The sequence below is a fragment of the Companilactobacillus mishanensis genome (genome assembly GCF_003946505.1).
Classification (GTDB): domain Bacteria; phylum Bacillota; class Bacilli; order Lactobacillales; family Lactobacillaceae; genus Companilactobacillus; species Companilactobacillus mishanensis.
The window spans coordinates 373,830-399,756 of sequence record NZ_RHON01000002.1 but is presented as its reverse complement, the minus strand read 5'-3'; the positions used below and the strand labels follow the sequence as shown (position 1 = coordinate 399,756).

Below are 25,927 nucleotides of genomic sequence, written 5' to 3'. Positions count from 1 at the left end.
GTAGTACTACCTTGTCCAGATTCATACATTGAAATTGCCTCTAATTTTTGGTCAATCGTATATTTGGCCATAGAAAAGCACCCTCCTAATTGTCTCCAATTAAGAGGGTGCACTTCAGAAACCAGAAGGTCTCCATCTTTTTATTATTAATAAAAATATTATAGTCTCTTGTTTAATTCTTTACCAAGTTCTTCAAATCCTGGTTTGCCAAGTAATCCGAACATGTTCTTCTTGTAAGCTTCAACACCTGGTTGGTTGAATGGGTTGATACCATTCAAGTAACCAGAAATTGCAACAGCTGCTTCGAAGAAGTAGATCAAGTATCCTAATGTAAATGCGTCTTGTTCTGGAATATGAACACTCATAACTGGAACGCCACCATCAGTATGTGCTAGAACAACACCTTCGTATGCACGCTTGTTAGCAAAGTCCATTGTCTTTCCTTCAAGATACTTCAAACCATCAAGGTCTTCAGCTTCCTTAGGGATTTCAATGTCGTGACGAGGTTTGTCGATCATAACTACAGTTTCCATCAAATTACGACGGCCTTCTTGAATGTATTGGCCAAGTGAGTGAAGGTCAGTTGAGAAGTTAGCAGATGAAGGATAAATACCTTTTTGGTCTTTTCCTTCTGATTCACCCATCAATTGCTTCCACCATTCTCCAAAGTATTGTAGGTTTGGTTCGTAGTTTTCAAGCAATTCTGTTGTATAGCCTTTACGGTACAAGATGTTTCTTAAAGCAGCATATTTGTATGCTTCATTTTTGTTTAAGTCAGATGATGAATAATCTGTACGTGCTGCTGCAGCACCTTCCATCAACTTGTCGATGTCGATTCCGGCAACGGCGATTGGCAATAGACCAACAGCTGAAAGTACTGAATAACGTCCACCGATATCATCAGGAACAACGAATTCTTCGTAGCCCTCTGCATCAGATTCGCTCTTCAAAGCACCCTTAGCACGGTCAGTTGTAGCAAAGATACGGTCTTTAGCACCATCTTTACCATACTTTTCAACCAATTTAGCTTTCAAAACTCTAAATGCGATTGAAGGTTCTGTTGTAGTACCTGATTTTGAAATTACATTGATACTAAAGTCACGATCTCCGATAACTTCAAGTAAATCAGACAAGTAATTAGGAGAAATTGAGTTACCACAGAAGTAAACTTCTGGAACATCTCTCTCATTTTTAATATTGTAGAATGATGAGCTCAAGAAGTCGATTGCTGCACGGGCACCAAGGTATGAACCACCAATACCGATACCAACAAATACTTCTGAGTTAGATTGAATTTTTTTAGCCGCTTTTTTGATACGAGCAAATTCATCTTTGTCGTAATCAACAGGTAAATCTACGAAACCACGAAAATCGTTACCAGCACCAGTACCGTTACGTAACTCATCGTCAGCAGCCGTAACCATTGCTTGCATTTCACCAAGTTCGTTGTCATGGACAAACTTACCTAATTTTGAATCATCAAATTTAATATGTGTCATTTCTTCTCCTCCATATCTCCAAAAACTAGATTAATCATTTTTAATCAAAATTTCAAACCTTTTATATGTTTTTTCACAATATGACAAATAAAATATAACATGAATCCGATTGCAGTACCAATCGTGTTGAAAATTACATCATCAATATCTGAAATTCCCGTGCGTAAAATAAATTGAAAAATCTCGATTGAGACTGATATTAAGGCACCTATCAAGACTACCCGCCAAAAGCCTCGATTTTTCTTTCCAAGAATTGGTATGAAAATTCCGATTGGAATAAACCAAACAATATTTCCGTACAAATTATAAATAAAATCGACGATCGATTGTCCTTGCGCCAACTTAAAAGTTTGGACTAACGGCTCCCAATTGACGTCTGCCAACGATCGATGCCAATAAAATTTGAACTGCCAGAGAAAATACCCATCCCTAAAGACAGTCAGTGAAAATAGCAAGAACAAATAGAAGGCAAATATTGCCAGCCAAAATTCATGATTTTTCGTAGTCTGCTGATGTCTGACCTTCAGCCAGATGATTCTAATAATTATAAAAAACAGCGTGTATAATATAGCTTTGTCAGCAGCATAAAATGAAAGTCGAATCAACGGAAAATGATTGATTCGATCCGCATACAGGTTCGCGATGTAATTATATAACGGTCCTAAAAATATCATTTTTTTCATTCTTTCCCATTTTTGACTTATTACGTATTATACTTACAACTAAGTATTTTACTTCTAATTATTTACACACATAAAGTAATTTTAAAATATATAAAGGATTTTTAAATGAATAACATAAAAAAGTTTTTAAACACACGGTTGGGTTTTATGACCATGTTGATCGTGTTCTTGTGGATAAAATCTATTATTGCTTATTATGTAGATTTCTCTTTAGGAATTGCCGATGTGATCCAGCATTTAATTTTAGTCATCAACCCTATCGCCACTTCCGTTTTTCTACTAGGAATAGCGCTCTATATCAATAAATCTAAAGTATCATATATCGTTATGGGTGTGATCTATTTCATTGAATCGATACTACTTTATGGAAACATTTTGTATTATCGTGAATTCACTGACTTCCTATCATTCAATACGATAACCGGTGTTGGTAAAGTTTCCAAAGGACTTGGAAGTAGTGCTACCAATTTGATTGCTCCACACGACTTTTTGTTCTGGATCGACCTAATAATAATTTTAGTATTGTTCCTGACTCATTTCATAAAGATGGACCCTCGTCCATTCAGAAAATTGAACGCCTTCGCGGTCTCAATGATCGGTCTCATGTTGTTCTCACTTAACTTAATGTTGGCGGAATGTAATCGACCACAACTTTTGGGGAGAACTTTCGATAAAGCCTATATCGTTAAATATCTTGGTTTGAATGCTTATCTTGGATATGACTCAATCAAAACTGCCCAAAATAGTCAGGTTCGTTCCACAGCTGTTGGTACTGATATGGATAACGTTCTACAGTACCAGTCGGACAATTACGCTGCACCGAATCCAAAATATTTTGGTAAAGCAAAAGGTAAGAATATCATCATCATTCATTTGGAAAGTTTTCAACAATTTCTGATCGGTATGAAGGTAAATGGACAGGAAGTCACACCATTCTTGAACAGCCTTTACAATGATAAAAACACGATGTCGTATGACAATTTCTACCATGAAGTTGGCCAAGGTAAAACAAGTGATGCTGAGACGATGTTGGAATCTGGTCTCTTTGGACTTCCTGAAGGATCATTTTTCTCAAGTCTGGGAACTGACAACACTTTCCAAGCGGCACCGGCAATCCTTGGTCAAAAAGAAGGTTACACGAGTGCTGTTTTCCATGGAAATATCGGAACATTCTGGAATCGTAATGATGTCTACAAGAACATGGGATACAATTATTTCTTCGATTCAAGTTACTTCAAGCAGACTAATGATTCGAGTTTGGAATACGGCTTGAAGGATAAATTGTTGATGTCCGAAAGTGTGAAATATCTCGAACAAATGCAACAACCGTTTTATGCAAAATTCATCACGGTCACTAACCACTATCCATTCCCTCTTCCTGACGAAGATAATGATGGATTTGTTCGTCCAGATACTAATAATGATGCAGTAAATAATTATTTCGCGACCGCACATTATCTGGACAGTGCTGTTCAAGAATTCTTCCAATATCTTAAAGATAGCGGCATTTATGACAATTCGATGGTAGTTCTCTACGGTGATCATTACGGGCTCTCTAACAGCCAAAATACGGCTCTGGCACCACTTCTGGGATACAACACTGACGATTGGAACAATTTTGATAATACACAGCTACAACGTGTTCCATTCATGATCCATATGAAGGGTCTCAAAGGTGGGATCAACCATACTTATGGTGGTGAAATCGATGTTCTTCCAACCCTGCTTCATCTAGCTGGTGTAAATTCTAAAGGTTATATTGAAGTAGGAACTGACCTACTTTCCAAAGCTCATGACCCTGTGATTGCCTTTAGAAATAAGAATTTCGTTACACCTAGCTATACTGTTATTAAGGGAAACGATGGCGACTATGTTGTTTATAAAAATAAAACTGGTGAACAAATGGATTTGAATACTGATCCAGCTTTGAAGAAGAAAGTCGAACGTTGGCAAAAACAAGTTAACAAGAAACTGCAGATTTCAGATACAGTCAACAATAAAAATTTGTTGAGATTCTATACTCCAACTGGATTCACTCCGGTTGATCCAAAGAATTATAGTTATCAGAATCAGATCAACCAACTTATCAATACACGTTCAGCACTTGGTCTGAAATCCACAAGTATTTATTCTAAAAATAACAATCAATCCACAACTTCAATGTACAGGACCGATGCACCAGAAATCGGAACAGATAGATCACCTATCGACAGTTGGGATTATGTCAAAAATTACAATACAAAAGACTAACCGCGAGGTTAGTCTTTTTGTTTGTTGATATTTGTCATGTTGATAGGTACTAGATACTTGTCAAAATCTTCTTCACTCAAATAACCTAATTTCATTGCTGCAGCTTTTAAAGTAGAGTTTTCTTTATCTGCCAATTGTGCTATTTCAGCCGCCTTATGATAACCAATATGTGGTGATAAGGCAGTAACTGTCATCAATGAATTATCAACTAATTCCGTCATTCGTCCTTGATTGACGGTCAATCCTTTGATCAATTTTTCAGTGAACATCTCTAACGTACCAGTCAGTACATCACAAGATTCCAAGAAAGTTTCAATGATTACAGGTTTGTAAACATTCATTTCAAAATTACCTTGGCTTGCTGCTGTCGAAACTGTCACATCATTACCCATTACCTTAACCGCAGCCATTGTTAAAGCTTCAGCTTGAGTTGGGTTAACTTTACCGGGCATGATTGATGATCCTGGTTCGTTAGCTGGTATATTCAATTCGTCGTACCCCGCGCGAGGACCACTAGCTAAGAATCTGATGTCATTGGCAATTTTCAAAAGATCACCGGCTAATGTTTTGATAGCAGAATGAGTAATAACCAGTCCTGAATGAGCACTTAAACCATAGAACTTGTTACCGACAACAAATTTTTGTTGATACTTATCGGACAATTCTGAAACCATTTTTTCATCAAATCCTTCAGGTGCATTTAAACCTGTCCCAACTGCTGTCCCACCAATCGGCAATTCTAACAAAGTGTCGGAAATAGTCTGCAAGTAATCTCGATCATGTTTCAGAATACTGATCCAGCCGCTGATCTCTTGCCCAAAGGTCAATGGAGTTGCGTCTTGTAAATGAGTCCGTCCAATCTTGACGACATCCCAATATTTATCTTGCTTAATTTCCAATTCACTGATGATGCTTTCAACTACCGGCAACATTTTTTCCACAGCTTGCACAGCTGCAACATTCATAGCAGTCGGAAAAACGTCATTTGAACTCTGTGAATGATTAACATCGTCATTTGGTGAAATTTCAATTTTCTTATCAATACGCATAGCAACATTACTGATAACTTCGTTAACGTTCATGTTAGTCTGCGTACCTGAGCCAGTTTGATAAACATGAAGTGGAAAATCGTTCATCAATTCGGGATCGTCCAGTTTTAAAATACTTGCAACTGACTCCTGGATCAATTCTGCCTTGTCTTTATCCAAGACTCCTAGATTCAAGTTAACTTTTGCTGCTGCACTCTTAATGGCCAACAAAGCACGTATGACTGAAGTTGGCATAATTGGTCCCGTGATAAAGTTATGGCGGCTACGCTCAGTCTGAGGGCCCCACAATGCCTTTACTGGTATCTTAACTGGACCCAAAGTATCTTCTTCAATACGATAATCACTCATATCAATATTCACCTCATATTTTTTTAGACGAGATTCAAAGAAACAATTCTCTCAAGTTGATTCAATTGTACAGAAATTGCCAACAATAAAAAAGAGTTTGGATTTTACTCCAAACTCCAGTAAGTCTATTCATGAACAACTTTATGCTCGTAACCTTCATCAAAGAACAAGACAGTAAAGGTCGTCCCCTGATCAAGTTTACTTTTGACTTTTATTTCTCCACCATGATTTTCGACCAATTGATGGACAATCGACAATCCCAATCCTGACTCACCGTATTTACGATTCTTACGTGATGGATCAGCCTTGTAATAACGGTCCCAAATATTTTTGACTTGGTCTTCAGACATCCCCACACCTGTATCTTGAACTTTAAAGACAGATGCATGGCGGTCTTCAGCACGATATCCATTGACTGTGATTTCACCATGATCAGTAAATTGGATCGAGTTTTGAATGATATTGAACATGACTTGAACGAATCTATCGTAGTCAGCAAAAGTATTCAAGTGCTCCTCTGGAGTCTCAAGATTCAACTTATCATCTGAATCTTCAGCTTTTTGTTGCAGTTGTGACACGATATCAGCCAATGGCGTATTGGCATCGAAGACACGCTTTGCCAAAGTGATCTGATTTGTTCTGATCTTTTCGTAATCCAAATTTTCATTAACCAAACGAATCAAACGATTGGTTTCATTTCGCATCAATTCAATACTTTGGCCTTTAGATTCTTCAGGAATGGCATCATAAGCCAATCCCTCTAAAAGTCCATTAATAGTCGTCAGAGGCGTTCTCATTTCATGCGAGGCATCTGCCATAAACTCTTTACGTCGTTGCTCTTGACGCTTGATTTCAGTGTCTGACGCTTCTAGTGACTTAACCATGCTATTGAAATCGTCGGCAAGGTCATCTAATTCGTCCCTATTCTTACTTTCGATATGAACAGAGAAATCATTATTAGCAACCTTTTTGGTAGCACTACGTAGTCGGTTGATACGGTTGACTTGATATCTCGACAACAAGAAACTCAAGATTATCGCTGCTAACAATGAAATAAGCAATGCAATATAAAGTCGATTATTTATTTGTCCAATATTAGTCTGGAGTTGACTGACATCTGATCCAGCCCAAACAACAGCGACCAACTTACCGTTTTGGAACCACGGCATCAGCACATAAACGTAACTGATATCAGATTTACCCTTTAAATTGGGATTGCCTTCAGTATTTCCAGTGCTCTGAATATTTCTAATAGTCTTACCATGTTTGAGTTTTTCCCAATAAGATTTCTTTAACCCCAATTGTTTGCCCGCAGGTGGAGCTGGATAAACTTGCTGGTTATTGGGACTAAAAATAGCAAATTGGACATTACGATTTGACAAGACCTGTTCCACAACTTGAATATTCTCACCAGTTATATTGTGCATCCTACCGGTAGTCGGATCAGTCTTTAGCGCAATTTTTTCTAGATTACTAGCGTAACCTTCCAAATCTTGATAAGTCCGATTATATTCCCAAGTCGTTGAGGTACTGGTAACTGAATACAAAATAATCCCCAGTGTCGTCAAAATAACGATCAGGAAACTTAACATATTCTGATAAATTAATTTCATTCGTCCTACTTAGCCTTTACTTCAGAGTCGTCAAACTTGTAACCAACACCCCAGACAGTCTCAATAACTTGTGGTCCGACTTTTTCTATCTTTTGACGTAACTTTTTGATGTGAGCATCAACAGTTCTTTCTTCACCAAAATAGTCGTAGTCCCAGACTTGTTCCAATAATTGTTCACGTGAGAAAACTCGTTTTGGCTTACTTGCTAGAGTTTTGAGCAAATCAAATTCCTTAGGTGTAAGGTCTGGGATCTCCTTGCCATCCAAATAGGCTTCACGCGTATCAGAATTCAATTTGAAGAAGCCTGTATCAATATCGAATTCGTTATCGTCGGCTGAATCGTCGGCGCCTGCTGGGACACCATTCTTACTTGCTTCTTCAGCAATATTTTCACTACGACGATGAATAGCTTTGATTCTGGCAATCAAAGTTATCGGACTGAATGGTTTTGTAACGTAATCGTCGGCACCAAATTCCAATCCCAAAACTTGATCACTTTCACTATCACGAGCAGTTAACATGATTATTGGAACAGTCTTTGAGACCTCACGGATCTCTTTGGCTACTTCCATACCATCTTTTCCAGGTAAATTAAGATCAAGTGTGATCATATCCCAGTCGTCTGGGCTTTCATTGAACAAGTCGACAGCTTCGTTACCGTCATATGCAAAGGTTGCATCCCAATTTTCTTTTTGGAAAAACATTCCCATCATTTCGGATACAGACTTGTTATCTTCTATCATTAGTATTTTCATTGACATTATCTCCGTTCGTCGATTGTGCTAATTGACTATACATTTTTGTATAACTTGTTAATATGTAATAAGTGACTATTTTAAATTAGGTTGGTGATCTTTTGAAAAATAACTATAAAGGAACCGTATTTTTCGATTTAGATGGAACTCTGATGAACAAAGAATCTCAAATCGACGATTCCGTTGCTGAAGCAATTGAACAACTTCGAGCAAATGGCTACTTACCAGTCATCAGCACTGGACGTGCAACTAATGAGCTGCAACATGTCCTTAAAGCAACTGGTATTGACTCATATATTACTTTAAATGGTGCTTATATCCAATCAGAAAACCAAATTATTTATGAAAGCAGTTTGGATGACGAAACAATTGAATCTGTTATGGCTGCAGCAAAAGACTTTGGTGACATCATTGCTATGCACTCTTCTCAAGTAACAAAACTACATTCAGACGCACCAATCGTTGAGGAATTCTATTCTTCAGTCCATTTGGCAAAACCTGAGCTAGATCCAGAATTTTACAAGAAGACAACTATTCCAATGATCATCGTTATCTCCCATAACGGTCCACAGAGATATCAAGAAATGTTCCCAGATTTGAATTTCTTTAAAACTGGTGATTACTCCATTGATACTGTAAAAAAAGACGTATCAAAGATGCATGGTATCAAACACATGTTAAAAGGATTGGATTTGGAAGACAAACCCGTTTATGCGTTCGGCGATGGAGCTAATGATGTTCCAATGATCAAATTTGCTGATCACAGCGTTGCCATGGGTAACGGTATTGACGAGGTCAAAGAAATAGCCGACTTCATAACAACTGACAATACTGATAACGGTATCGTCAACGGACTAAAACATTTTGATTTGATTTAAACCAAAGCTAAGGCAATTGCCTTAGCTTTTTTTATTTGATTACAACAACTTTGCCCATCATGTGGCCTGCCTCGACCATCTCAGTGGCCTTTTGAAGATTTGCGGCATTGAAGCCTTTGACACACTCAGTCATTGTTGACCTAATTGAGCCGTCATCTAGACCTTTTGATAATTTTTCCAAATATTGTCCTTGTTCTGACATTTCATCCATATTGAAGAATGCTTTAGTAAACATCCATTCCCACTTAAAGTTGACAGATTTTTGTTTCAAATCACCAATCTTGGATTCATTTAGATTAGTGATCGTCGCAAATGTTCCAAACGGCTTGATCAATTCAACGATTTCATTCCAGTGCGGATCGTTATCGCTTAGTCCAATTATGTCATCAACAAAATGGAATCCAAGTCCTCTGACTTGCTCAATCAAATTCTTATGATGATCCACTACATAATCTGCACCAAGACTCTTGACCCATTTTACTTTTTCATCAGTTGAAGCCGTGGCAATTACCTTGAGACCAGCTTGGTGTGCCAACTGGATGGCAATTGAACCAACACCTCCGGCACCATTAATTATCAAAGTTGTTCTATCACTATTATCTTCATTCGGATCTATATTTAATTTCTCATAAAGTAATTCACTCGCTGTCAAAGTTACAAGTGGCATAGCAACACTGTGTGCTATATCAACTTTTTTAGGTGCGAGAGCCACCAATCTTTCATCGATCAATTCATATTCTTGATAGCTACCGTCACGGCTGTAATCTCCAGCGAAAAAGACAATATCTCCTACTGAAAATTTAGTAGCCTTTGGACCAAGTTTAGAAACCCTACCATATCCGTCATAGCCCAAGATTTTGGGACCAGTTAGGACATCGTCTAGTTGTTTACGTGTGGCAATATCAACTGGGTTGATAGAAACACCTTGAACTTCAACTAAGATATCGCGATTCTCAGGTTCAGGTATTTCTTGATCAAATTCCGTTAAACTTTTCAAATCATTACTAGTCATTCCAAAAATTTTCATCGCAAATACTCCTTTGTACCTACATTCTACAACAAAAAAAGGAATCTAACTTTGTAGTTAGACTCCCTAATATAAATTATCCAATAATTTCTACTGTTGCACTTGTGATTCCGTATGAAGGAACCATGCTGTTTGGCATAGCAACGTCAATTTGTTGAGGATTTGCACTGGCAAATGTTCCTGTATCGTTAACAGTCTTATACCACACATCCCCTTGTGCAGTTGTAATTTTAATTCTTGTACCACGAGGTAACACGCTCAAGTTAGCTGCGACACCATCATAACCCATGCCTGATCCAAGTGAAGCTGGATCGTAGAAACTAACTTTGAATGTACCCATACTTTGAGTAGCAGGTTGTGCTGCTGCTTGTACTTGTGGTGTTGCAACTTGTTGTTGAACAGGTTGTGCAACAGGTTCTGGTTGAGCTACGGGTGCAGCTTCAACAACTGGTTCTTCTTTTGGTTCTTGAACGGCTTTAAAGTCGTTATCTTTTTCGCTACCTCTGATACCAGGAATAACTTCCTTGTTACCAGGTAATGAAATTTTCTTATTTAACTTGTTTTTTGTGGCCTTTGTGTTTTTTAGGTTTTCTACGTTTAATGTATCCCCTAAGTTAACGTTCTCGATTTTTGTATCATTATTATCAGTATCGGCATAAACATTTGCTGAATATCCCATAAAACTTACTAACATTAATCCTGAGAAAAATAAGGCTTCTAATTTAAATTGCTTTATCAACTAATCCCTCCGGTTTTGTTGTATCAACAGAGAGACACTATACAAGATTTATATTTCATTAATATTACAGCAACAATAAATAAAATTGCGCAAATGATGTTTTTGTAACATTCTCGTAATATTATTTAATCTGGTGATAATTATTTATAGTATTTTGAGTTATTTTATTTTTTATGAATTTTGTTATGACCTTGCTGTAAACTTCACAATTGAGTGTTTACTATTTTTACACGTCACATTTGACTGGCTGAAAGCTAATATATCGACAAAAGCACAAGCATTAATAGAAAATAAAGTTAACATATTAAAAAAATATTTGTTTTCCGAGAACAATCATTTGTTTCAAGATTTTTTTAATGCTAGATTGAAATAGTAGTAATCAAATAAATGGAGGTAAGTATATGTCAAAGAAAATTGCTGTTATCGTCGGAAGTTTAAGAAAGGGTGCATACACAAGACAAATTGCCAATAATTTGGTACCTTTGTTCCCCGAGGATTATGTTCCTGAATTCGTTGAAATTGGAGATCTACCACTTTACAACGAAGATATTGATGTTGAAGGTAAAACTCCTGAAGAATATACAAAGTTTAGAAATAAGATGAAAGAAATGAGCGGTGTCCTATTCGTAACTCCAGAATATAACCGTTCTATCCCTGGTGGACTAAAGAACGCTATTGATGTTGGCTCACGTCCATACGGAGAAAGCATTTGGGACAAGAAGCCTGCAGCTATCGTCAGTGTATCTCCTGGTGCTATTAGTGGATTTGGTGCAAACCACATCTTACGTCAATCACTTGTATTCTTAAACATGCCAGTTGTACAACAACCTGAGGCATACCTAGGTAACGTCACAAACATGCTTGACCAAGATGGTAAAGTTTCAGAAGGAACTACTACATTCTTCCAAAGCATTGTTGATTCATTCGTCGACCTATTGAACCGCTATTAATCAGTACTCAAAAAGTCGTTAGGAAAAATTTCCTAACGACTTTTTTTATTCGAAATATTTACTCAATTTCATACCTGCATTGTAAGGTTGTGGCGATTCACTGATCAATTCAGCAAAACGATCAGTTTTCATGACTACCTTTAAAATATGCATTGCAGATTTTTGTAGATCACCAATATATAAATTATTATTATCTTTCCAATTTCCAGTAATAATCAAATCGTTAGGAGTAACAATTTGAGCTTCGCCAGATAAAATCATGGCTTGCAAATCATCACTCATATTTTCTGCTTGCGCAATATGAATTTTAACGAAGTCTGTACCAGAAACATCTGGATCAAAGTCATTCCATAAATCAACTGTAGCTAGCTTCATACTAGCAATATCAAAAATATCTCGAGTCTTGATGCTTCCATCGTCATTGAATTCAGGTTCAAGATCTGAAATTGCAGCTAGTAATTTATCTTGGCTTACACCTGGCATTATCAAGTCATTTCCAGCATGCATACTGGCAACTGGGTCGGCTAAACTGAACCAGTCAGTCATAACCAATCCTTCAAAATGCCATTCATCACGCAGAATATTGGTTAACAATTCATAGTTTTCACCAGAGAAGGTCCCGTTGACCTTATTGTATGAACTCATAACTGCCATTGGTTGAGATGCTTCAATTGCAATTTGGAAATTCTTCAAATATATCTCTCGCAATGCTTGTTCACCTATGATACTGTTTCCAGTATTTCGGTCAGTCTCCTGATTATTACCAAGAAAATGTTTAACCGTGGCTCCAACGCCTGAGTTCGATTGAACTCCTGAGACCTCAGCTGCAGATATCATACCTGACAGAACTGGATCTTCGGAGTAATATTCAAAGTTTCTACCACCTAATGGATTGCGATGAATGTTCATTCCAGGTGCCAGCCACATGGTGACGCCAAATTCCTTCATCTCAATGCCGACTGCTTTACCTAATGAACTAACCAAGTTGGTATCCCAAGTTTGTGCCAACATAGTCCCTATTGGCCAGGCAGTTGCATACTGATCATGAACTTGACCACTCTCGTCTTTGTAATGCCTATCCAATCTCAATCCAGCTGGACCATCAGCATTGACAGTTGCCGGTATTCCACGACGTTCGTTGCTAAAAGTCTCACCGGCAGCACCATGAACTAACCCAGCAGCGTTACCAACGATACTTCCCATATCTTCAGGATGAAGAATTCCTTCATCTAAATTGACTAACTCTTCGTCAGTAAGAGTCGCAATAAACTCTGTCATTGCAATCCTATTTTTGAAAACATCAATCAACTTTCTTCCATTATAATTATTAGTTCTGAGAATTTTTTGCTTTTTACCGTTTCCTGGCAATTCTCTTTCAGCATTTATATAGGAAGAAACTTCATTCTCATTGTGATATTTTACCGTTTCAGTATCCTCAAAGTTAGCCGCTTTAAGTAGAAAGTAAGGAACTCCAACAGTACGTTCAAGTTTTACATTATTGCTTCTCAATATAGTAGGATCTTTTTCAGAAACGATTTTTGCGTAAAGCTGTTGAACAATTACTTCCTCATCAAGCCTGAATTCTCCAACAACTTTCGTATTACGAGAGCTGTTCCCCATTCTGATAATATATACGCCCGGAACCAGTACTAATGCAGATTTTTTCTCGTCATAACTAGCCAAGTTTTTAGTTGGAATAGTTATATTTAAATCTTGAGACTCATCGCTGTGTAAGACTTTAGTTTTCTTGAATCCTTGTAAACTTTGATAAGGAGTTGGAATGTCTGTTTGCGGATTGGAAACGTAAACCTGGACAACTTCACTACCTCGGTGATCATCCCCAATATTATGGACATTCACATCGACAGAAATTTGTGACTCGGAAACTTTGACTTTTGTAGCATTTAAATAGAATTTTGTATAACTCAATCCATAGCCAAATTCGTAACGTGGCTCAACATTGAAACTATCAAAATAACGATAGCCAACATATATACCCTCTTGATAATTAGGATTCTTCTGGCCAAAACTATTTGATGAATAGTAATCCTCAAAATTATATGCCCAAGTATCGGTCAGCTTTCCAGATGGAGTAACTGTCCCATCTAATACATTGGCGATAGCATTCCCTGCTTCCATTCCGGGTTGAGATACTAACACGACACTATCCAACAAAGGACAACTGTCAACGAACGAGGTATCGATTACACCGCCGACATTGAGCAAGACAATACTATATCGATAAAATTGACTCATGCTCTGAATATTGGCCAACTCATTTTCGGTAAGTTGATAATCTCCCTTTTCGTTCTTCCTATCTTGACCTTCACCAGAGCTTCGAGATACAACATATATTCCGATAGTTGCTCGACTGAAGTCACTGATTTCGGGATCGTCCATACTGAATGCTGGGGCAAGAACTGCCAATGGCGAACCAGCAAATTTTTGATAATATTGAGATTTATTTTTTAGATACGATTGTTTGAAACGATTTAGCCAACCTTTTGAAGAGACCTCAAATCCGTGTTTCTCCAAACCGTCCAAAATACTAACGACGGAACGTTGATTAACATCACCAGATCCAGTACCACCCTTATAAGTTTCGAATGCACCACTACCATATAAAGCGACCTTTTTATTGTGAAGTGGCAAAACATTATTCTTATTTTGGAGTAAAACTATTCCTTGTTCAGCAGCTTTTTGAGATAACTTAGCGTTATTTAATTCTCTACTAGACATTTCACTTTTCAACTAACTCTCTCCTTTGGGAAAATCTTCTTAATAACAAGTTTACACTTTATGAGCTCAAAAAAAGAGTGGTGAGGGAATTATCCTTCACCACTCGAAAATAATTTTGTAATTAACTTAGGAAGTCTGGTTGCTTGTATGCAGGGTTCGGATACTTGTAGAATCCTTCTCCTGTAGCAACTCCCATCTTACCTTTATCGATGTAATCATTCTTGATCATGTCGGCCAATTCCTTGTATTCAGGATCATTCTCGGCTGCATTGGCAGTAATGTCATAAGCAGTTTTGAGTCCAACAATATCAAGAATACCAAATGGACCAAATGGTGCCTTAGTTGCAAGCATCCAAGTCTTGTCGATGGTCTCAATATCAGCAACACCTTTGGCTAGCAACATTTGAGCTGCATCTAGCAAAGGAACCAGCAAAGTATTCAAAACATAACCTGGTTGCTCTTTTTTTAATTCAATTGGAATCATTCCGATTCCTTTGGCAAATTCAACGACTTCATTATAAATATCCTTGTCTGTCCATTGAGTTCCCATAACTTCGGCAGTATTATTCTTCCAAATTTCATTAGCAAAGTGAAGTGCTAAGAATTTGTTCTTTCTGCCAGTTAAATCTGCGAACTGACTTGGAAGCAAAGTTGAAGTATTTGTTGCAAAAATCGTTTTTTCTTCGGCAACTGATGACAGCTCTTTATAAAAGCTCTCTTTGATATCCATTCTTTCGGGAATAGCTTCAATAACTAAATCTGCGCCCTTTACTGCCTTTCCAAGATCAGTAAAGTAGCTGATACTCCCTGGAACTGCCTCGGCGTTCTTCCTAGAAGTCGTAAGGTCATTTATCAAGGTGTCTTTCAAATTAGGTAAAATTGTGCTTTCATAGACACCATTTTGCAAGAAAACCGTGAGATGTTCTGATTGATCCTGTACTTCCGCTTTGTAAGTATCAACCAAGCCATGCATCCTATCTTTTGCTTTGGCAATAACGTCATCATTAATATCGTAGATCGTAACATTGTAGCCTCGGAATGCAGTTTGGAAAGCTATTTGACTTCCTAATACACCACTACCAGCTATTGTGACATTCTTTATTGACATGATAAATCCTCCATATTGAAATTATTATATTAATGAAAGCGATTACAGTATAACTGGTATTTTGTGAAAAGGGCAAATAAAAAGCTCTCCAATAGGATGGAAAGCTCACAATGTCTTAAATATTTTTTCTTGATCTAAAGGCGTAATAACCAATTGCTAAGAAAATAATAATGTATACAAAACTTGCAATAATCATTGAATTTGTACTCAATTGGGTCATTTGATGCATTTCTGGAGATTGTACTTGTCGTCCCACATTTAGCATATTTAATGGGTTCCATTTTAACCAATCCCACTTTTGAATTGCCAATGTTTGAAACATTGATAATACTGATGCTCCAAAGTAGAATACTATACCCACTGATACTGAGACAGCTGAGTTTTTGAATAATGTCGAAATCATCAGAACTAAACTTAGAACGATCCATGTGACTAAGAAATTACCAAGTACATTCATTAACATTGCAGAAAACAATGAATGATTGTTGATAGTCATATCAAAAGTAACATCTGGGTAGAAAATGAATTTCAAAAAGACGGCAACAATAATAGTCATTACAAAATAACAAATATTCATTATTAATAATGTCATCCACTTGCTGATCAATATCTCGGTACGAGAATATTTACGATAAAGCAAATTCTTAATAGTTCCAAATTCAAACTCTTGAGTAATAATTGTACTTCCCGCAAAAATCATCAAGTATACGACCCAAGTTAGGCCAGAATAGAGATCAACAAAATACGCTGCACTATCTATCGCCGTATCCCCTGACTCTGAAACATTCTTGATCATGATCGCTGCGAGAAACATAAATACGATAGTTATGATTGGTAGTATGTATGTGGTTTTTCGTTTACTGATTTTATATAATTCTTGTTTTATTAGTGTTGTCAAAATATCCCCTCTACTTTTCGTCGTCCTTCAAAATTTGTAATAATGAATCCTCAAGTACCGCATTTTGATGCTTAACATCATTAATATCAATTCCAGATTCAACTAAAAGACGGAGAATTTTGGCTAATGTAACCTCTTTATTTTGTTGAATAATAACTTTATTTTCATCTGCGACTGCATAATTATTTTCTTTCAAAATTTGACGAGCTTTATTGTCATCAGAAGTTTCAAGAATAATCAATTTCTTGTCAGCATGAGTAATTTCATCGATTGGAGCATCGGCAATAATCTTACCTTGTTCGATCACAACGATATCATCAGCAATTTTGCCAAGTTCACTCAAAATATGACTAGAAATCAAGAACGTTGTGCCTGCCTTTGCTTGCTTAACGATAAGTTCGCGAAGAAGTTTATTGGCTTGAGGATCTAATCCATTCATAGGTTCATCCAAAATGACAAACTCTGGTTTGTTGACTAATGCCAAAGCAATTCCCAATTTTTGTTTCATACCAAGTGAGTATGACTTGGCTTTCATTTGAATGTATTTGGTCATTTCTAATTCTTCAACTATTTGGTCGATATTGCTCTCCGCATTAGCACCGGTCGCATATAGCTTTAAGTGTTCTCTACCAGTCATGTAAGGATAGATTCCAGGATATTCGATCAATGCTCCGACTTTTTCTAAAGCCGGGTGGTTATTGATGCTGATCAGTTCGTCCTCAACTTTGATCTGACCACTATCTGTTCCTATTAATCCCAAAACAGCTTTCATTATCGTCGACTTACCTGCTCCGTTTGGACCAACTAATCCAACAATATGACCCTTTTTAATGTTAAAACCAACATTATCTAGGGCAATTTTTTTACCAAAATGTTTATTTAATCCGCTAATTTCTAGAATGTTGTCCATATAATCCTCACTTTTGTTCGTTGTGTTACTTGCCTAGTATATCAATAACTAATAACTAAAACCGAGCTTTAACTAATTTAAATTTATTTATGTCTATTTTTTAGAATTACTTTAAACACTAATAAATTTAACAATACAATAATAAGTATTAAAAACAGTGCAATGACAATCTCACTCATCCAAAAGCCTACACCAAAATTATGCTCTAAAAATTTTAATAATGGATCATTTAATATAATGAACAATAATATTGTTATAATTATCTCAATGGTCGAAGTATTCATTTTTTAGACCCTCCAATTCAACAATTATAACAAAGAAACTTTTGAGGTGAAAACATGCTCGAATCAAAGCATATTGCAGTTTTCGTTACTGGCGGAATTGCTTCATACAAAGCACTAAATGTGGTAAGAGAATTGATTAAAAATCGTGCAGACGTTCAAGTTGTGATGACTGAATCAGCCACCAAATTCGTCACACCACTGACATTTGCGACACTGAGCAAACATCCAGTTTTAACCGACAACTTTGTCGCTCAATCAAGTGAAGATGATTTCATCCCCCACATCAAATTGGCTAGATGGGCTGACCTATCTGTCGTCATACCTGCAACCGCAGATGTTATCGGTAAAATGGCTAACGGTATTGCTGACGATTTGACTACGACAACTTTGATGGCAACGGATTCACCAAAACTTGTATTTCCTGCCATGAATACCAGCATGTGGAACTATCCTCCCGTCCAGAAAAATTTAGAAACACTGGTCAATATCGGCGTCAAAGTGGTTCAACCCGACAGTGGCTTCCTTGCTGAAGGAGAAACTGGCAAAGGACGTTTAGCAGATTTGCCTGAAATCATGAAGCATATCAACAATGCAATTGATTCAGATGATTCACTGGCAGGACAAGATATCATTGTCACTGCAGGTGGTACGAAAGAACCGATTGACCCTGTTCGCTACATTGGTAATCGTTCTTCTGGAAAAATGGGAATTGCTCTGGCAAAATCCGCAGCTAACAAAGGTGGGAATGTCACGCTTATTACAACAGTCAAAAATGCCGAGCTTTCGTCGAACATTAAGGTAGTACAAGTTGATTCAGCTGAAGAAATGTTGACTGAATTGCAAGCTAGATTTGCCAAGACCAATGTACTGGTAATGGCTGCTGCAATTTCCGACTTCAAACCTGTCCACGTTTCTGACCAAAAAATCAAAAAGAATGACAATCAAGAGACTTACACAATTGAACTGACCAAGAACCCTGATATTTTGAAAACGGTTGCTAAAGATAAGAAAGAACAATTCGTAGTCGGATTCGCCGCGGAAACTCAGAACTTACTGGCTAATGCGGAAAAGAAATTAATTTCTAAGAATGCTGATGTCATCTTGGCTAATGATGTCTCTCAAAGTGACGCCGGATTCAATGTTGATACTAATCGCATTACACTTTTGTCCAAGAGTTCAGATCCCCAGAAGTGGGAATTAATGACCAAACAACAAGTGGCAGATAAATTCTGGGATTACTACGTTGCTTTAAAGAAATAAAGTGATCACCATCAATTTCAACAATTAGGAGCTAAATATTTATGCTATTTAACTTGAGCGAATCGAACTGGTCAACGCAAGATTACAATTTATTTTTAACAGAATTAGAAAGTTTAGGAGATGCCAAATTTCGTAAACGTGCAGAAACCATCGTCCGTACCGGTTACCAAGTTTTGGGAATATCGATGAGTGAATTGAAAAGTATCGGTAAAGAAATCAGTAAGGGAAACCCTGATGCTTTCTTGAAAATTGCTGGTACCGAAAACTATGAATCTGTAATTATCCAAGCATATGTGCTAAGTAATATGAAACTAAATTTGGATGAATTTACTAAACTTTGTGATGAGTATCTAAGTAAATCAAACTCATGGGCAACTTGCGATATGGTGATCCATTTTAAACAAGTCACAAAATTCCGAGATGAATATTACCAGACTATAAAGAATTATCTTCATAGTAGTAATCCCTGGCTTCAACGAAGCGGACTAGTATTTCTTCTAAAATTCTATAATCTGCCTGAATACAACGATAACAATTTGAAACTTTCAACCGAAATTAATAGCGACGATTATTACGTTCAGATGGCGCAGGCATGGCTTTACGCTGTCATCTTCCCTAATAATCAAGAAAAAATTTATCAGATAATTAAATCTGACCCAACATCTAAAATGGCAAAATTGACTGTTCGAAAGATCAAATCATTGCGTCACACAACAAATGAAGAAAAAGAACAACTAACAGCTTTAATAAATTAAAAAATGACGCCTAAACTAGTGTTTTCACCAGGACAGGCGTCATTTTTATTTATTCAGGTTTTCCCATCAACAACCATAATACTAGGTAAACTGGAATTCCGGCAAACCATGATGTCAATGTTAATACGACGTATAACAGACGTCCGACGGTTGGGTTCCAGCCCCATTTTTCACATAGGCCGGCAATGACCCCACCGAAAACTACGTTTGTACGTGATCTTTTAATTGGAATAATATTCATTCAAATTGCCTCCTCTTAGTCTGGATCTTCCATTAATAACCAAAATATTAGATATGCGATGATACCTGGTACTGCTGGGGTGATTGCTAGTAAAACCCAGATGACACGTGCTAGAGCAACGTTCCATCCAAAGTGTTCTGAAACACCGGCAACGACTCCGGCAAATATTTTATTATTTTTAGATCTTTTAATTGGAATATGCATTTTGATTTCCCCTTTTTCTTTATATATACATATTAAAATATTGAGTAAAATTAGTACATTTAAATTGCTTACGATGACCTTACAATATTGTCACTTATTTCGTTGTGACAGATACTTGACCAGATCCACTATTAATTACAAATTGAGCATCTTTATTATCATTGTAGTCGTTGGATTTCTTAGTTCCATTAAGTTTAAATGTTCCAGTTTTCACTGATGCCTTGAGACCAGGACTACTAAATTTGGTGAACGACGTTTTACCATTCTTTTTAACTAATTTACCTGAATCTCTCACGTTTAAATCATTACTCAATGTCGTCCCATTAACATGATTGATTAGCAAGTTATCAGTAGTTAAATTATTTAGTTTCAGCGTACCATTCAATTGGTCAACTTGTAACTTCTTAATATCCGTACTATTTTTCAGAACAATAGTAATTGCAGCTGACTTGCCCACTTCCAAATGATGTTTAGCATAATCATGCTGAATTAGATTGAGTTTTCCAGACTTAACTTGTACTTCAAATTGATCAGGGACAATATTTTGAAATTCAATTTTATTTTGAGTCCCCTTTTTAATATTGACTGATGCTGTTCTAACTTTCAGATTGACTGCTTTAACATCCCCACTTACTTGAGTTGTTTTGTTCTCAAGTTTTGAAACTGAAAAACTATTAACATCTATTCTATTACCACTTGCACTTATCAAAACCACTGCAAGTGTTAAAACTACAACAACGATAATTACCCCTAAAATTATTTTCTTCATTTGATTTCTCCTCGTTTGAATGAATATATTTTAAATTCATTCATCATCTTTTAAAAAAAATAACTTTCTCAAGTTATTTTAAAATCACGCTTAGTATTCCTTCAATTAAATCGTTTAATAATTGATAGTAATCTTTAGTTTGAATCTCACTTTGATGAAAGTCGATCACAGTCAATGCATCAAACAAGCTGACCATTCTTTCCTTACTCATGCCATCCTTGATCAAATCTTCTTCGATCCAACGGTCAATCAACTTCATTAAGGTTGAGTAGATCAAGCTATCTTCGACAGCTGAAGAATTCTGCTCAGCTATGATTTGATTCAACTTCTGATTATTGAACCACTCTTGCAAGATTGCATTGTTACTCGATAACTTGAATATCTGGTCAATAACTTCTCGGATAAGTTTGATTGGATCATCATCTAAATTAACTTTCTCCATGATTTGTCTCTTAATATTTTCATTTTCGAAATTATAGACATCAACAAAAATGTCCTCTTTTGATTGAAAATATAAATAGAAAGAACCAACTGCTACATCGGCTAATGCTGCAATATCAGCAATACTAGTCTTCTTGAATCCTCGTTCTAAAAACAATACGTGAGCTGCATCAAATAATCTCTGCTTCTTATCATCCATCAAATCACCACCATTTTTATTACTGAATGAATTATAGATTGATTCATTCACAAAGTCAAACAAAAAGAGCTAGGTCTCCCTAGCTCTCAATATTATTGCAATACTTTATAATTCCAAGCTGCTTTTTCATGACCCTTGTAATACTTGTCAACTAGCTTAGCAATATCATCAGAGTGATAAGCTTCAATAATTTTCTTGTATGTTGGATTGTTCTGATCTTTCTTATTTACGGAAATGATATTCACGTAAGGTTTTGATTTGGCAGTAATTTGTTCACTATAAACAGCTTTATTAGCATCCAATTTTGCGTCACTAGCTACACCACTGTTAACAACAGCTGCAGTTTCATCCCCAAGTGTACGTGCTGTCTGTGTAGCTTCTATTTCTGAAATCTTTAACTTCAATTTATTGTCTTTAATATCTTTAACCGTTGGTAATTTAACATCCTTCAAGGTAATTAGACCGGCGCTTTGTAATAGTGTCAACGCACGTCCCTCATTAGTTGCATCATTGGGAACAACGATTTTATCACCTTTTTTAAGTTCACTTAAATTACTGATTTTCTTTGAATATAATCTCATTGGAGCAATGATAGTTTCACCAATTGAAACGATATTTGTATGATGAGTCTTGTTCCAGTCATCTTGGAAAATGTATGTTTGGAAGGAATTCAAATCGATTTCTCCCTGATCCAAGGCTGTATTTGGTTGATTGTAATCTGAAAATTGAACAACTTTTATCTTGATTCCATCCTTGGCAACTTTTTTACCGACAGCTTTTAATATTCGATCGTCCGAGCCTGTAATTCCGATTTTGACAGTCTTAGTTTTATCCGCAGAAGCTTGACTACCACAACCTACTAAAATAAATATTGATAATGCGGCTATTAGAATAGCACCAAACTTTTTAATTGTATTCTTCATTGATATATTCTCCCCAGAAATTTTTTATAAAAAAAGTCGCTCCTATACAAAATATAGAAGCGACAGTCGCGGTACCATTCTACCCTAGGAAAAGCTTACACTTTCCCCCTCATTAACGTACGAAATCATACGTGTGTACTGTAAAGGGTACCGACCATTACTTCTTTATCACATCGACTCAGAGTACCAATCACAGGTCATTTTCATTTGATTCGTCTACCACATCTCAGCAAATTGTGGCTTTCTTGATCGGAAATCAAATTACTTCCCCTGCTCATTTTGTTTAATGTATTAATGTTCCAATTTCTTAACGGCAAAATCACCGATACCTTGAATAATGAAGACCAATATCAAGATGAAAATCATGGAAACAAATGTTACGTCGTTCTCAAATCGTTGGTAACCAACACTGATGGCCATGTTACCAAGACCACCACCACCAACGGCACCAGCCATGGCAGTTAAACCAATCAAACTAATCGTTGTTAGAGTTCCTGAACGAATCAACTCAGGAAGTCCTTCTTTCAAATAAACTCTAAAGATAATTTGCATTGGTGAAAGCCCCATTGCTTCAGCAGCTTCGATAACACCTTTATCTACTTCAACCAAAGCCAATTGAACTTGTCTGGCAAAGAATGGTGCAGTACCGATGATCAATGGTACTAGCGCACCCTTAGGTCCGATAGTTTGACCAACAACTAATTTAGTAAATGGTCCGATAACAGCTAGCAAAATTACGAATGGGATAGAACGGAATAAGTTAACTAGTTTATCCAATGTTTCGTAGAAAGCTTTGTGAGGTGTAATACCATCCTGTGCTGTCGTAACTAATAAGATTCCTAAAATAATACCGATAACACCGGCAAATATTGCGGAAATAACCGTCATATAAAGTGTTTGCCAGATTGATGTAACAAATCCATTATCACCGTACCAATTGGCAACCACGTTAGGAAAATACGTATTGAAAAAATGTGACATAATTATTCTCCCTCGCTTTCTTCAAGATTTACTTCTTTAACATTTACGTTGAGATCATTCAGATATTTGATTGCTTCAACAACTTTGTCATCGTCACCCTTTAGAGCAAGTATCATGATTCCAACAGTTGTCCCTTGTAAACGTTCGATATTACTGAATAGAATATTAGCTTCAACATTGAAACGTTTGTAGATACCAACAACCAGCGGCTCGTTAGTAACATTACCAATATAGTTAAGTTCAACCACTCGTCCAGAAATTGAATTAATAAGTCCACTCTCTTTGATTTCGTCAAGAACCTGTTTGACTTGGGTAGATGTATTAACGAAATCCTTAGTAAGCTTTTGTTTAGGACTACCGAAAATTGTCAGGAGGTCACCCTCTTCAATCAACTTTCCGCTTTCCATAACAGCAACACGATTACATACTTGTTTGATAGCATCCATTTCGTGAGTGATGATCACCACTGTGATGCCAAGCTCTTTATTTAAGCGACCCAACAATGTCAAAATCTCAGTTGTTGTTTTAGGATCCAGGGCACTTGTAGCCTCATCTGAAATAAGTATTTCAGGATCATTAGCTAAAGCACGAGCGATACCAACACGTTGTTTTTGACCACCGGACAATTGTGAAGGATAGTTATTTGCACGGTCTGACAATCCAACTAGATCCAATAAATGCTCAACTTTTTCCTTACGTTCTTTTTTAGAAAGTTTTGAATCACGTAGAGGAAAGTCCACGTTACCGAAAACTGTCAATGAATTCATCAAATTAAAGTGTTGGAAAATCATTCCGATATTCTTACGAGCAACACGAAGTTCCTTTGCACTCAATTTAGTCAAATTCTGATTATTAACAATAACCGTTCCTGAAGTAGGTTTTTGAAGCAAATTGATAACACGTACTAACGTACTTTTACCAGCTCCTGAATAACCAATAACTCCAAAAATATCACCTTTGTTGATATTTAATGAAATATCTTTAACTGCTTCAACCGTCTTACCTTCGCTATGAAAAGTAACGTCGATATTTTCTAGTTGAATAATTCCGTTTTTCTCTACCATTAAATTACTCCTTCACTAATTTTCCTAAAAATTCATCAAAGAAATCAATAAAATCAAGATAATCTTGAATTCTAATATTCTCATTTGGTGCGTGTGCACCGGCTTTTGCATAACTGACACCAGTAGAAACAATCGGTGCTTTCGCATATTTATTTACTAAATACATTGGACCAGTGCCCGGGCTAGAAGGTAAAGCTTCAACTTTATCTTTCCCGCTGTAAAATTCTTCCGCAGTTTGAATCAAAGTATTAACAATGGGACTATTCAAATCCCAACGATATCCTTTTTCACCTAATAGATAAGTAACTTTGATATCTTTAAATCCTTGTTTTTCCAAATACTTAGTTAATTTGTCGAATAAGTCATGTGGATCTTGATCAGGTACTAATCTGAACTCCAGCTTGGCTTTTGCAGCCTTGGGCTCAACAGTTTTCACACCTGAACCCTCCCAGCCTGAACTCAATCCTTCTATATTAATAGTTGGACTGAAGGTCAGATTATAGTTAACTGACTTATTTGCTAACAATGGAACTGTAAGTCCCCATTTGGTCTCAAAGTCAGGAGTTATCGCATCATCAACTAACTTCTTTTCAACTTCAGTGGGTTCTCTGACATCATCATAAAATCCTGGAATCTTGATTGTTCCATCTTGGTCACGAAGTGAATTTAAAGCCTGTGTCAATCTCCATGTAGCACTATCGACGACAGCGGCGAATGATGAATGTAAGTCAATATCCGCAGATGTGGCTTCCAATTCGAAACACAAAACACCTTTATTACCACCTGTAAAACTGAATTGTTCATGTTCATTCTTACTTCCAGATTCCCAAATGACCAAGTCAGAAGACAACTTATCTTGATACTTCTCTAAGTATTTTTCTAAATGTTCACTGGCTACTTCTTCTTCACCTTCAACTAAGAATTTCACGTTGCAAGGTAAATCGCCATGTTCATCACGATAAATATTTAGAGCGGTAATCCGACTGATCAAATCCGCCTTACAGTCAGAAGCTCCCCGGCCAATAAATTTATCATCAGTGATTTTTAATTTGAATGGATCAGAATTCCACAATTCAAGTGGTTCTTCTGGTTGAACATCGTAATGATTATAAATGAGAATCGTTGTATCGCTAGGCTTTTTGGACTTTATTTCGGCAAATACTACAGGATGATCAAAATCATTCCAAACTGTAGCTTCAGCACCAAAATCTGATAACAACTTTCTCAGAAATTCAGCTGTTTCTGGAATAGATTGTTGCTTAGCAGAAACAGATGGAAGAGCAATATAGTCCTTCAATTGTGTGATTGATTTTTGAATTAATGGATCTGATAATTTCGACATTCAAATTCCCCCTCAAAA

24 protein-coding genes are annotated in these 25,927 nt (G+C 36.7%); 5 read left to right on the top strand and 19 right to left on the bottom strand.

The annotated features are described in order from the left end of the window. Positions 1 to 158 precede the first annotated feature (158 nt). Both EKM63_RS04500 and EKM63_RS04495 read right to left on the bottom strand, forming a co-directional pair. On the bottom strand, positions 159 to 1,499 hold the full coding sequence (locus EKM63_RS04500) for a glucose-6-phosphate isomerase (RefSeq protein ID WP_125704130.1): 1,341 nt from the start codon (positions 1,497 to 1,499) through the stop codon (positions 159 to 161). Positions 1,500 to 1,543: 44 nt separating this feature from the next. Further along, the gene (locus EKM63_RS04495) at positions 1,544 to 2,182 is read right to left on the bottom strand and encodes a VanZ family protein (protein WP_225418255.1); all 639 of its coding nucleotides are present in this window, start codon (positions 2,180 to 2,182) and stop codon (positions 1,544 to 1,546) included. A gap of 105 nt (positions 2,183 to 2,287) precedes the next feature. Here EKM63_RS04495 and EKM63_RS04490 point away from each other — a divergent pair, with 105 nt between their 5' ends. Continuing rightward, a complete protein-coding gene (locus EKM63_RS04490) occupies positions 2,288 to 4,432 on the top strand; it encodes an LTA synthase family protein (protein ID WP_125704128.1) in 2,145 nt (714 codons plus the stop codon). Between the two features lie 8 nt (positions 4,433 to 4,440). Here the strand turns inward: EKM63_RS04490 and EKM63_RS04485 are convergent, their stop codons facing one another. The 3 genes from EKM63_RS04485 to EKM63_RS04475 form a co-directional block, all read right to left on the bottom strand. Then, the gene (locus EKM63_RS04485) at positions 4,441 to 5,829 is read right to left on the bottom strand and encodes a class II fumarate hydratase (RefSeq protein ID WP_125704126.1); all 1,389 of its coding nucleotides are present in this window, start codon (positions 5,827 to 5,829) and stop codon (positions 4,441 to 4,443) included. Between the two features lie 125 nt (positions 5,830 to 5,954). Then, the gene (locus EKM63_RS04480; RefSeq protein ID WP_125704124.1) at positions 5,955 to 7,442 is read right to left on the bottom strand and encodes a sensor histidine kinase; all 1,488 of its coding nucleotides are present in this window, start codon (positions 7,440 to 7,442) and stop codon (positions 5,955 to 5,957) included. Positions 7,443 to 7,447: 5 nt separating this feature from the next. After that, complete coding sequence (locus EKM63_RS04475; RefSeq protein ID WP_125704122.1) at positions 7,448 to 8,197, bottom strand: response regulator transcription factor; 750 nt, start codon at positions 8,195 to 8,197, stop codon at positions 7,448 to 7,450. Positions 8,198 to 8,298: 101 nt separating this feature from the next. Here EKM63_RS04475 and EKM63_RS04470 point away from each other — a divergent pair, with 101 nt between their 5' ends. Further along, the gene (locus EKM63_RS04470; protein ID WP_125704120.1) at positions 8,299 to 9,075 is read left to right on the top strand and encodes a Cof-type HAD-IIB family hydrolase; all 777 of its coding nucleotides are present in this window, start codon (positions 8,299 to 8,301) and stop codon (positions 9,073 to 9,075) included. A 31-nt stretch (positions 9,076 to 9,106) separates the two neighbouring features. Here EKM63_RS04470 and EKM63_RS04465 read toward each other — a convergent pair whose 3' ends face one another. Together EKM63_RS04465 and EKM63_RS11425 are read right to left on the bottom strand one after the other, a co-directional pair. Continuing rightward, the gene (locus tag EKM63_RS04465) at positions 9,107 to 10,102 is read right to left on the bottom strand and encodes a zinc-binding alcohol dehydrogenase family protein (RefSeq protein WP_125704118.1); all 996 of its coding nucleotides are present in this window, start codon (positions 10,100 to 10,102) and stop codon (positions 9,107 to 9,109) included. A 76-nt stretch (positions 10,103 to 10,178) separates the two neighbouring features. Further along, positions 10,179 to 10,841: a hydrolase gene (locus EKM63_RS11425; RefSeq protein WP_202879144.1), complete on the bottom strand. Its 663-nt coding sequence runs from the start codon at positions 10,839 to 10,841 to the stop codon at positions 10,179 to 10,181. A 401-nt stretch (positions 10,842 to 11,242) separates the two neighbouring features. On the opposite strand from EKM63_RS11425, the gene EKM63_RS04455 reads away from it, so the two are divergent. Beyond that, complete coding sequence (locus tag EKM63_RS04455) at positions 11,243 to 11,791, top strand: NADPH-dependent FMN reductase (RefSeq protein WP_125704116.1); 549 nt, start codon at positions 11,243 to 11,245, stop codon at positions 11,789 to 11,791. A 45-nt stretch (positions 11,792 to 11,836) separates the two neighbouring features. Here EKM63_RS04455 and EKM63_RS04450 read toward each other — a convergent pair whose 3' ends face one another. The 4 genes from EKM63_RS04450 to EKM63_RS04435 all read right to left on the bottom strand — a co-directional run bounded on the left by EKM63_RS04450 (position 11,837) and on the right by EKM63_RS04435 (position 17,437). Beyond that, positions 11,837 to 14,542 (bottom strand): glycoside hydrolase family 3 N-terminal domain-containing protein, encoded by a 2,706-nt coding sequence (locus EKM63_RS04450; protein ID WP_125704114.1) that lies wholly within the window; start codon positions 14,540 to 14,542, stop codon positions 11,837 to 11,839. A gap of 109 nt (positions 14,543 to 14,651) precedes the next feature. Beyond that, positions 14,652 to 15,638: a 3-hydroxyacyl-CoA dehydrogenase gene (locus EKM63_RS04445; RefSeq protein WP_125704112.1), complete on the bottom strand. Its 987-nt coding sequence runs from the start codon at positions 15,636 to 15,638 to the stop codon at positions 14,652 to 14,654. Between the two features lie 115 nt (positions 15,639 to 15,753). Further along, on the bottom strand, positions 15,754 to 16,536 hold the full coding sequence (locus EKM63_RS04440; protein ID WP_164504902.1) for an ABC transporter permease: 783 nt from the start codon (positions 16,534 to 16,536) through the stop codon (positions 15,754 to 15,756). A gap of 10 nt (positions 16,537 to 16,546) precedes the next feature. Then, positions 16,547 to 17,437, bottom strand: coding sequence for an ATP-binding cassette domain-containing protein (locus tag EKM63_RS04435; RefSeq protein ID WP_377768721.1), 891 nt, complete (start codon positions 17,435 to 17,437; stop codon positions 16,547 to 16,549). A gap of 347 nt (positions 17,438 to 17,784) precedes the next feature. Here EKM63_RS04435 and coaBC point away from each other — a divergent pair, with 347 nt between their 5' ends. After that, positions 17,785 to 18,990, top strand: coding sequence for a bifunctional phosphopantothenoylcysteine decarboxylase/phosphopantothenate--cysteine ligase CoaBC (coaBC, locus tag EKM63_RS04430; protein WP_125704106.1), 1,206 nt, complete (start codon positions 17,785 to 17,787; stop codon positions 18,988 to 18,990). A gap of 41 nt (positions 18,991 to 19,031) precedes the next feature. Further along, on the top strand, positions 19,032 to 19,745 hold the full coding sequence (locus EKM63_RS04425) for a DNA alkylation repair protein (RefSeq protein ID WP_125704104.1): 714 nt from the start codon (positions 19,032 to 19,034) through the stop codon (positions 19,743 to 19,745). A 49-nt stretch (positions 19,746 to 19,794) separates the two neighbouring features. On the opposite strand, the gene EKM63_RS04420 is transcribed toward EKM63_RS04425, so the two are convergent. From EKM63_RS04420 to EKM63_RS04385, 8 genes are all read right to left on the bottom strand, one after another. Beyond that, positions 19,795 to 19,986: a PspC domain-containing protein gene (locus EKM63_RS04420; protein ID WP_125704102.1), complete on the bottom strand. Its 192-nt coding sequence runs from the start codon at positions 19,984 to 19,986 to the stop codon at positions 19,795 to 19,797. 15 nt (positions 19,987 to 20,001) lie between these two features. Continuing rightward, complete coding sequence (locus tag EKM63_RS04415; RefSeq protein WP_125704100.1) at positions 20,002 to 20,190, bottom strand: PspC domain-containing protein; 189 nt, start codon at positions 20,188 to 20,190, stop codon at positions 20,002 to 20,004. A 94-nt stretch (positions 20,191 to 20,284) separates the two neighbouring features. Continuing rightward, entirely contained in the window at positions 20,285 to 20,959 is a 675-nt protein-coding gene (locus EKM63_RS04410; RefSeq protein ID WP_125704098.1) for a hypothetical protein, read from the bottom strand. A gap of 73 nt (positions 20,960 to 21,032) precedes the next feature. Then, positions 21,033 to 21,662 carry a TetR/AcrR family transcriptional regulator gene (locus EKM63_RS04405; RefSeq protein ID WP_125704096.1) on the bottom strand — a complete coding sequence of 210 codons (630 nt, stop codon included), beginning with the start codon at positions 21,660 to 21,662 and terminating at the stop codon, positions 21,033 to 21,035. A gap of 29 nt (positions 21,663 to 21,691) precedes the next feature. Further along, a complete protein-coding gene (locus EKM63_RS04400) occupies positions 21,692 to 22,522 on the bottom strand; it encodes a MetQ/NlpA family ABC transporter substrate-binding protein (RefSeq protein ID WP_125704094.1) in 831 nt (276 codons plus the stop codon). Between the two features lie 291 nt (positions 22,523 to 22,813). Further along, the gene (locus tag EKM63_RS04395) at positions 22,814 to 23,503 is read right to left on the bottom strand and encodes a methionine ABC transporter permease (RefSeq protein ID WP_125704092.1); all 690 of its coding nucleotides are present in this window, start codon (positions 23,501 to 23,503) and stop codon (positions 22,814 to 22,816) included. 2 nt (positions 23,504 to 23,505) lie between these two features. After that, on the bottom strand, positions 23,506 to 24,567 hold the full coding sequence (locus EKM63_RS04390) for a methionine ABC transporter ATP-binding protein (RefSeq protein WP_125704090.1): 1,062 nt from the start codon (positions 24,565 to 24,567) through the stop codon (positions 23,506 to 23,508). A gap of 4 nt (positions 24,568 to 24,571) precedes the next feature. Continuing rightward, the gene (locus tag EKM63_RS04385; protein ID WP_125704088.1) at positions 24,572 to 25,909 is read right to left on the bottom strand and encodes a M20/M25/M40 family metallo-hydrolase; all 1,338 of its coding nucleotides are present in this window, start codon (positions 25,907 to 25,909) and stop codon (positions 24,572 to 24,574) included. Positions 25,910 to 25,927: the final 18 nt, after the last annotated feature.